This is a genomic window from Anaerosporobacter sp., assembly GCF_965301125.1.
In genome coordinates, this window is sequence record NZ_CBDLAM010000221.1 from 1 (window position 1) to 5,504 (window position 5,504).

At 34.4% G+C, this 5,504-nt stretch carries 8 protein-coding genes; all 8 read left to right on the top strand.

Translation table 11 applies throughout. The features are described 5' to 3' along the window. Nucleotides 1-197 precede the first annotated feature (197 nt). Nucleotides 198-524 carry a manganese catalase family protein gene (locus ACW2QF_RS17175; protein ID WP_455717240.1) on the top strand — a complete coding sequence of 109 codons (327 nt, stop codon included), beginning with the start codon at nt 198-200 and terminating at the stop codon, nt 522-524. A 363-nt stretch (nt 525-887) separates the two neighbouring features. Then, entirely contained in the window at nt 888-1,229 is a 342-nt protein-coding gene (locus ACW2QF_RS17180) for a rhodanese-like domain-containing protein (protein WP_455717241.1), read from the top strand. 296 nt (nt 1,230-1,525) lie between these two features. After that, a complete protein-coding gene (locus tag ACW2QF_RS17185) occupies nt 1,526-2,140 on the top strand; it encodes a sugar O-acetyltransferase (protein WP_455717242.1) in 615 nt (204 codons plus the stop codon). 334 nt (nt 2,141-2,474) lie between these two features. Next, entirely contained in the window at nt 2,475-4,016 is a 1,542-nt protein-coding gene (gene guaA, locus ACW2QF_RS17190) for a glutamine-hydrolyzing GMP synthase (RefSeq protein ID WP_455717243.1), read from the top strand. A 168-nt stretch (nt 4,017-4,184) separates the two neighbouring features. Further along, nucleotides 4,185-4,406, top strand: coding sequence for a hypothetical protein (locus ACW2QF_RS17195; protein ID WP_455717244.1), 222 nt, complete (start codon nt 4,185-4,187; stop codon nt 4,404-4,406). Between the two features lie 63 nt (nt 4,407-4,469). Further along, nucleotides 4,470-4,565, top strand: a complete 96-nt coding sequence (locus tag ACW2QF_RS17200; RefSeq protein ID WP_455717245.1) for a helix-turn-helix domain-containing protein — start codon at nt 4,470-4,472, stop codon at nt 4,563-4,565. Between the two features lie 160 nt (nt 4,566-4,725). Continuing rightward, on the top strand, nt 4,726-4,926 hold the full coding sequence (locus ACW2QF_RS17205; RefSeq protein WP_455717246.1) for a hypothetical protein: 201 nt from the start codon (nt 4,726-4,728) through the stop codon (nt 4,924-4,926). A gap of 88 nt (nt 4,927-5,014) precedes the next feature. Beyond that, nucleotides 5,015-5,504 (top strand): leucine-rich repeat protein (locus ACW2QF_RS17210; RefSeq protein ID WP_455717247.1); only part of this gene is annotated, 490 nt, incomplete at its 3' end.

Sequence of the window (5,504 nt, forward strand, 5' to 3'; positions counted from 1 at the left end):
ATACCGAAGTTGTCAACAACTTCGTTTATTCTAATCAAATCCAAAAAAATCACCGCCTTACAGCTATTATACAAGTTGACGTTGGGTCAATGTCAATAGTATATTTCTTAATATTGTAAAAAATATCAGGAGTTTGACTATACCTGTTCACAATGGCTTCTAGCGATGCTTCTGTAGGTACAGAAGAGTTAGCCCATATGGAGGTTGTTAGTGCAATATTATATCAACTAACGAGAAGTCTAGAAGAGGATGATTCTGATGAGATACTAAGTAAGATGGATTTGTGTGTTCCTGAGTTTGAATTCCCTAGTTACAAATCGAAGGATAACGTTCTTATGTTTCTTCATGAAGATATGGTAGCCGAGCATAAAGCACAATCACTATATGACACAATCTTAACCAATGTGCATGATAGCGACGTAAGTGATCCAATTCGGTTCTTACGAGTAAGAGAGATTGTGCATTATCAAAGACTAGGGGAAGCTATTCAGATTGTCCAGGGAATGAGAGAGAGCGAGAATTAAGAAGGTTTAAGCAATTTGGTTAAAAGATATAGTTCACTGAGAGGGTAATCTCTTTAATAGGGGATTACCTTCTTTTGAAGAAACAACTGGAATGTTATAAGCGGAGCAAATGGGCCGTTCGAAGTTACAGACAAATTGTTGAAACTAGATGAAATTCCAGAAGTAAATGAAATGCCTGAAAGAAAAGAAATGCACCGAGTTATGGGGGATAGTAGAATTTACGGAATTGACAATAGAAAAAATAAGGATTAGTATAACTTAATAAGTACAGGAGTACTAATGAAAAGTGTTTTTGAGATTGCTCATAATAGCTATTCTTGTGTGCAATAATAAAACAACGCAGAAAGGAAATAAAGAAATACAATGACTACAAATCAATATAAAATACCATATGAACAGATTAGTGCAAAAGATGCAAAGGAGATTATGGATAATCAAGAAGGATATGCAATTCTTGATGTAAGAACCAAAGCAGAATATGAAGCAAGTCATATAGAAGATGCTATATTAATACCACATGAAGAAATTAATGAAGAAGTAACGGATATTTTACCTGATAAAAATCAGCAGTTACTCGTATATTGTCGTAGTGGAGTACGTAGTAAAATTGCTGCTTTACAGCTTGCTAGGTTAGGTTATACGAACATAAAGGAGTTCGGTGGAATTATAGAATGGCCATATGATGTAGTGAGAGAATTTGAATAAGGATTAACTCAAAAAACAACTTTTTGTAGGTATGTGCCATCTGTGAATTATGTTCACAAGATGGCAATTAGCTTAGAAAGTTGTTTTTTAGGATTACAGGAAATCATTGCTTTTTAGTAGGATAAAATTTCCTTGTGTTATATCCTTTTTCCGCGTGTTACGAACCCTCATAAGGGCAAAAATAAGGGAAGCCAAAAAATTTATTGCGGCATTCGTTTTGAAATTGCCTGCTGTATATATCAATTACAAAAAATACAAATGGGTTAAAGACCTAACTATTAAGGAGGAAACTTAAAATGGCTATGAAAGACAAATTACATACAGGAGAACTTTACTTACCCGGCGATGAAGAAATTATGTGTGATCAGTTGAAACGACTTGACCGCTTGTATGATTTCAATAAGACTCGCCCTACTGAAATGGATAAGAGGCAGGCACTTATGAAAGAGATGTTTGCTGAAATAGGTGAAAACTGCTATATTGAGCCACCTTTTTATTCCAATATGGGTGCAGGTCATATTCACTTCGGAAAGAATATTTATTGCAATTTCGGTGTTACAATGGTTGATGATACACACATTTATGTGGGCGACTATACGATGTTCGGACCGAATGTAACCGTAGCAACTGCAGGACACCCGATATTACCTGAACTTCGTCAGCAGGGTTATCAATACAATGCTTCCGTTCACATCGGTAAAAACTGTTGGATAGGTGCAGGTGTACTCATTATGCCCGGTATTACTATCGGTGACAATGTTGTGGTCGGTGCAGGAAGTGTTGTTACAAAGGATATTCCCTCAAATGTAATTGCAGTCGGTAATCCTTGTAAGGTGCTTCGCGAGGTAAATGAACACGACAGAGAATACTACTTCAAAGACAAAAAGATTGATTGGTCGGAAATAGAATAAAACAAAATACCGTTTCTATGTAGAGGACGTAAGCGGAAATCTGGTTCATGAATTATAAGAGCTATAAGTAGATAGAATAAGTAACATAAGCAAATATTAATCGACAATCATAAGTGGTTGTAACAAAAGTACAATCATTTATGATAAAATAAGAATACATGTGACATATTATGAAAAAATATATTTGACACTAGTTAAAACAGAAATATTGTTGTATGATATATGTATTGTGTGACGATAGTAGGTTGGTGGCATCAATTAAATGATGTTGATATTGATGTTGTTGACGCAGGTAATTATCACGAATCAGAGGAAAGATATAGGAGGAATTCACGTGAATAAGGAAATAGTTATTGTACTAGATTTTGGTGGACAATACAATCAATTAATTGCAAGACGTGTTAGAGAATGCAATGTATATTGCGAAGTATTGCCTTATAATACAAGTATAGAACGTATTAAAGAAATCAATCCTAAGGGTATCATCTTAACAGGAGGTCCAGCTAGTGTATATCTAGAAGAGTCTCCACGTTGTGGAAAAGAATTATTTGAGCTAGGTATCCCAGTATTAGGAATCTGTTATGGTGCTCAATTGATGACATATTTACTTGGTGGTGAAGTAAGTCCGGCCCCTATTAGAGAATACGGTAAAGCAGAAGTAACTACAGATGCTTCATCTAAATTATTTGGAAAAGTTTCAAGAGAAACAGTATGTTGGATGAGCCATACTGACTACATTGCAAAATTACCAGAAGGCTTCAAAGTAACTGCAACAACAGAATCTTGTCCAGTTGCAGGATTAGAATGCCCAGAGAAGAATCTATATGCTGTTCAGTTCCACCCAGAAGTAGTTCATACAGTAGAAGGAACTCAGATGTTCAGCGATTTCGTATATGATGTATGTAACTGCTCAGGTGATTGGGTTATGAGTTCTTTCGCAGAAGAAACGATTAAATCAATCCGTGAAAAAGTTGGAAATGGTAAAGTATTATGTGCATTATCAGGTGGTGTAGATTCCTCTGTAGCAGCCGTATTACTTTCTAAAGCCGTAGGAAAACAATTAACTTGTATCTTCGTAGATCACGGCCTATTACGTAAAAACGAAGGCGATGAAGTAGAAGAAGTATTTGGTCCAAACGGACAATTCGATTTAAACTTCATTCGTGTAAATGCACAAGAACGTTTCTACAGCAAATTAGCTGGTGTATCTGAACCAGAAGAAAAACGTAAAATCATCGGTGAAGAATTCATTCGTGTATTCGAAGAAGAAGCTAAGAAAATCGGTACCGTTGATTTCTTAGTACAAGGAACAATCTACCCAGACGTTATTGAAAGTGGACTTGGTAAATCAGCAGTAATCAAGTCTCACCACAACGTTGGAGGACTTCCTGACTATGTAGATTTCAAAGAAATCATCGAACCACTTCGTCTCTTATTCAAAGATGAAGTACGTAAAACAGGTCTTGAACTTGGAATCCCTGAGAACCTTGTATTCAGACAACCATTCCCAGGCCCAGGTCTTGCAATCCGTATCATCGGTGAAGTAACAGCAGAAAAAGTTCGTATCGTTCAAGATGCTGACTTCATCTACCGCGAAGAAATTGCCAAAGCCGGAATCGACAAAGAAATCGGTCAATACTTCGCAGCATTAACTAACATGCGTTCCGTAGGTTGTATGGGAGACGAAAGAACATACGACTACGCAATCGCACTTCGTGCCGTAACAACTTCAGACTTCATGACAGCAGAGAGTGCTGAGCTTCCTTGGGAAGTGCTTGGTAAAGTTACTTCTAGGATTGTTAATGAGGTTAAAGGGGTTAATAGAGTACTGTATGATTGTACGGGGAAACCACCGGCTACTATTGAGTTTGAATAGTGTGAAACACTTGAAAGCCTTGATTTTACTGGGTTTCTAGTGGATTTATAAATTAAAAGTGGGTAGTTATGAAAGCTATTTTTATTGAAAAAGTGGCAATCATGACTACTCACTTTTTTAAAATTTAGGAGGCTATGATATGACAAAAGAGCCAACAGGTAATCCAATTTGCCCGAAATCAAGAGACGAAAAAGAAAGGTTGAATCTGCTTATGCATTAACGAATATTAGTTATCGGAGTTTATATGATTTGTATATTAGAGAGTGTAAATTAAATGGATTATCAGAGACTACGATAAATGGTTATATGTATGCTACACGATATTTTCTTGACTTTGCAGGCTATGATATTATGTGTAGTGATATAACACAGGATTTGATTAATGAGTAGTATTTACACTTATAAATCACACAAAGCAACTACGATTAATAGTTATATATTCAAGGTATCACCTTGTACAACAATGGCATGAGGATATCTGATATAGTTAGAAATACTGATTTATCAAGGAGTACAGTTAATAGAATTATAAAGAATATTGAATTGTAGGAAAAATGGTACTGAATATACAATTTCATTTAGTGAAAAATGAGAAAAGTAAGTATAAAAAATGAATAGCGAGCAATCGCTACTCTTTTTTTTTGGATATATTAATGTTAAAATATACTATGTAAAAATAATGAAATGTATAAAGGAAAGGAGTATACAAATGAGGAACAGGATAAAAAAACTATTAATTTTTATGCTTGTTATAATTCTTTCAACAGGAGGTGTACTGGGATTCAATATTAACACAGTAAAAGCTATCGATGTTGAAGCTGTTGTAATTAGTAACTTAGAGTATAGAGTAAATAATAATGATATGACAGCAGAAGTTATTAAAACTTTTGGCGATGAACACAATTTATGAAATTAACATACCTGAATCCATTACATATAACGGTAATCAATATAGGGTGTGCAAAATTGGTTTTTCGGCAATTTGGGGATTGAGAAATTTGACAACGTTATATATTCCCAAAACCATAGAAGAAATTGATGACGGATTTCTCGGTGCTTGTGGAAGTTTATCTAATTTAAATGTTGATGAAGAAAATCAATTCTATTCATCAAGTAATGGTTCGTTATTTGACAAAGAGAAAACTGTTTTGATTGCCTGTCAAGCTCCAATTGAAACATATGTAGTGCCAGATTCTGTACAAGAGATAAAAAGTAATACTGTTTTTTATCTAAATGATAATATAAAGGAAATAATATTACATAAAGATGTAGATACATTGCCTAAAGCACCATATAAGTTTGTTACTAATCTAGAGAATGTTAAGGTTGATGAAGAAAATCTAAATTATTTAACAGAGGATGGAATTTTATATAATAAAGATAAAACGGAATTATTATGTTTTCCTTCTGCTAAAAAGTTGAATTCATATATTGTCCCAGAAAGTGTAACTAGTTTTTATTATGATGCAATATATTCTAGTAAGTTTT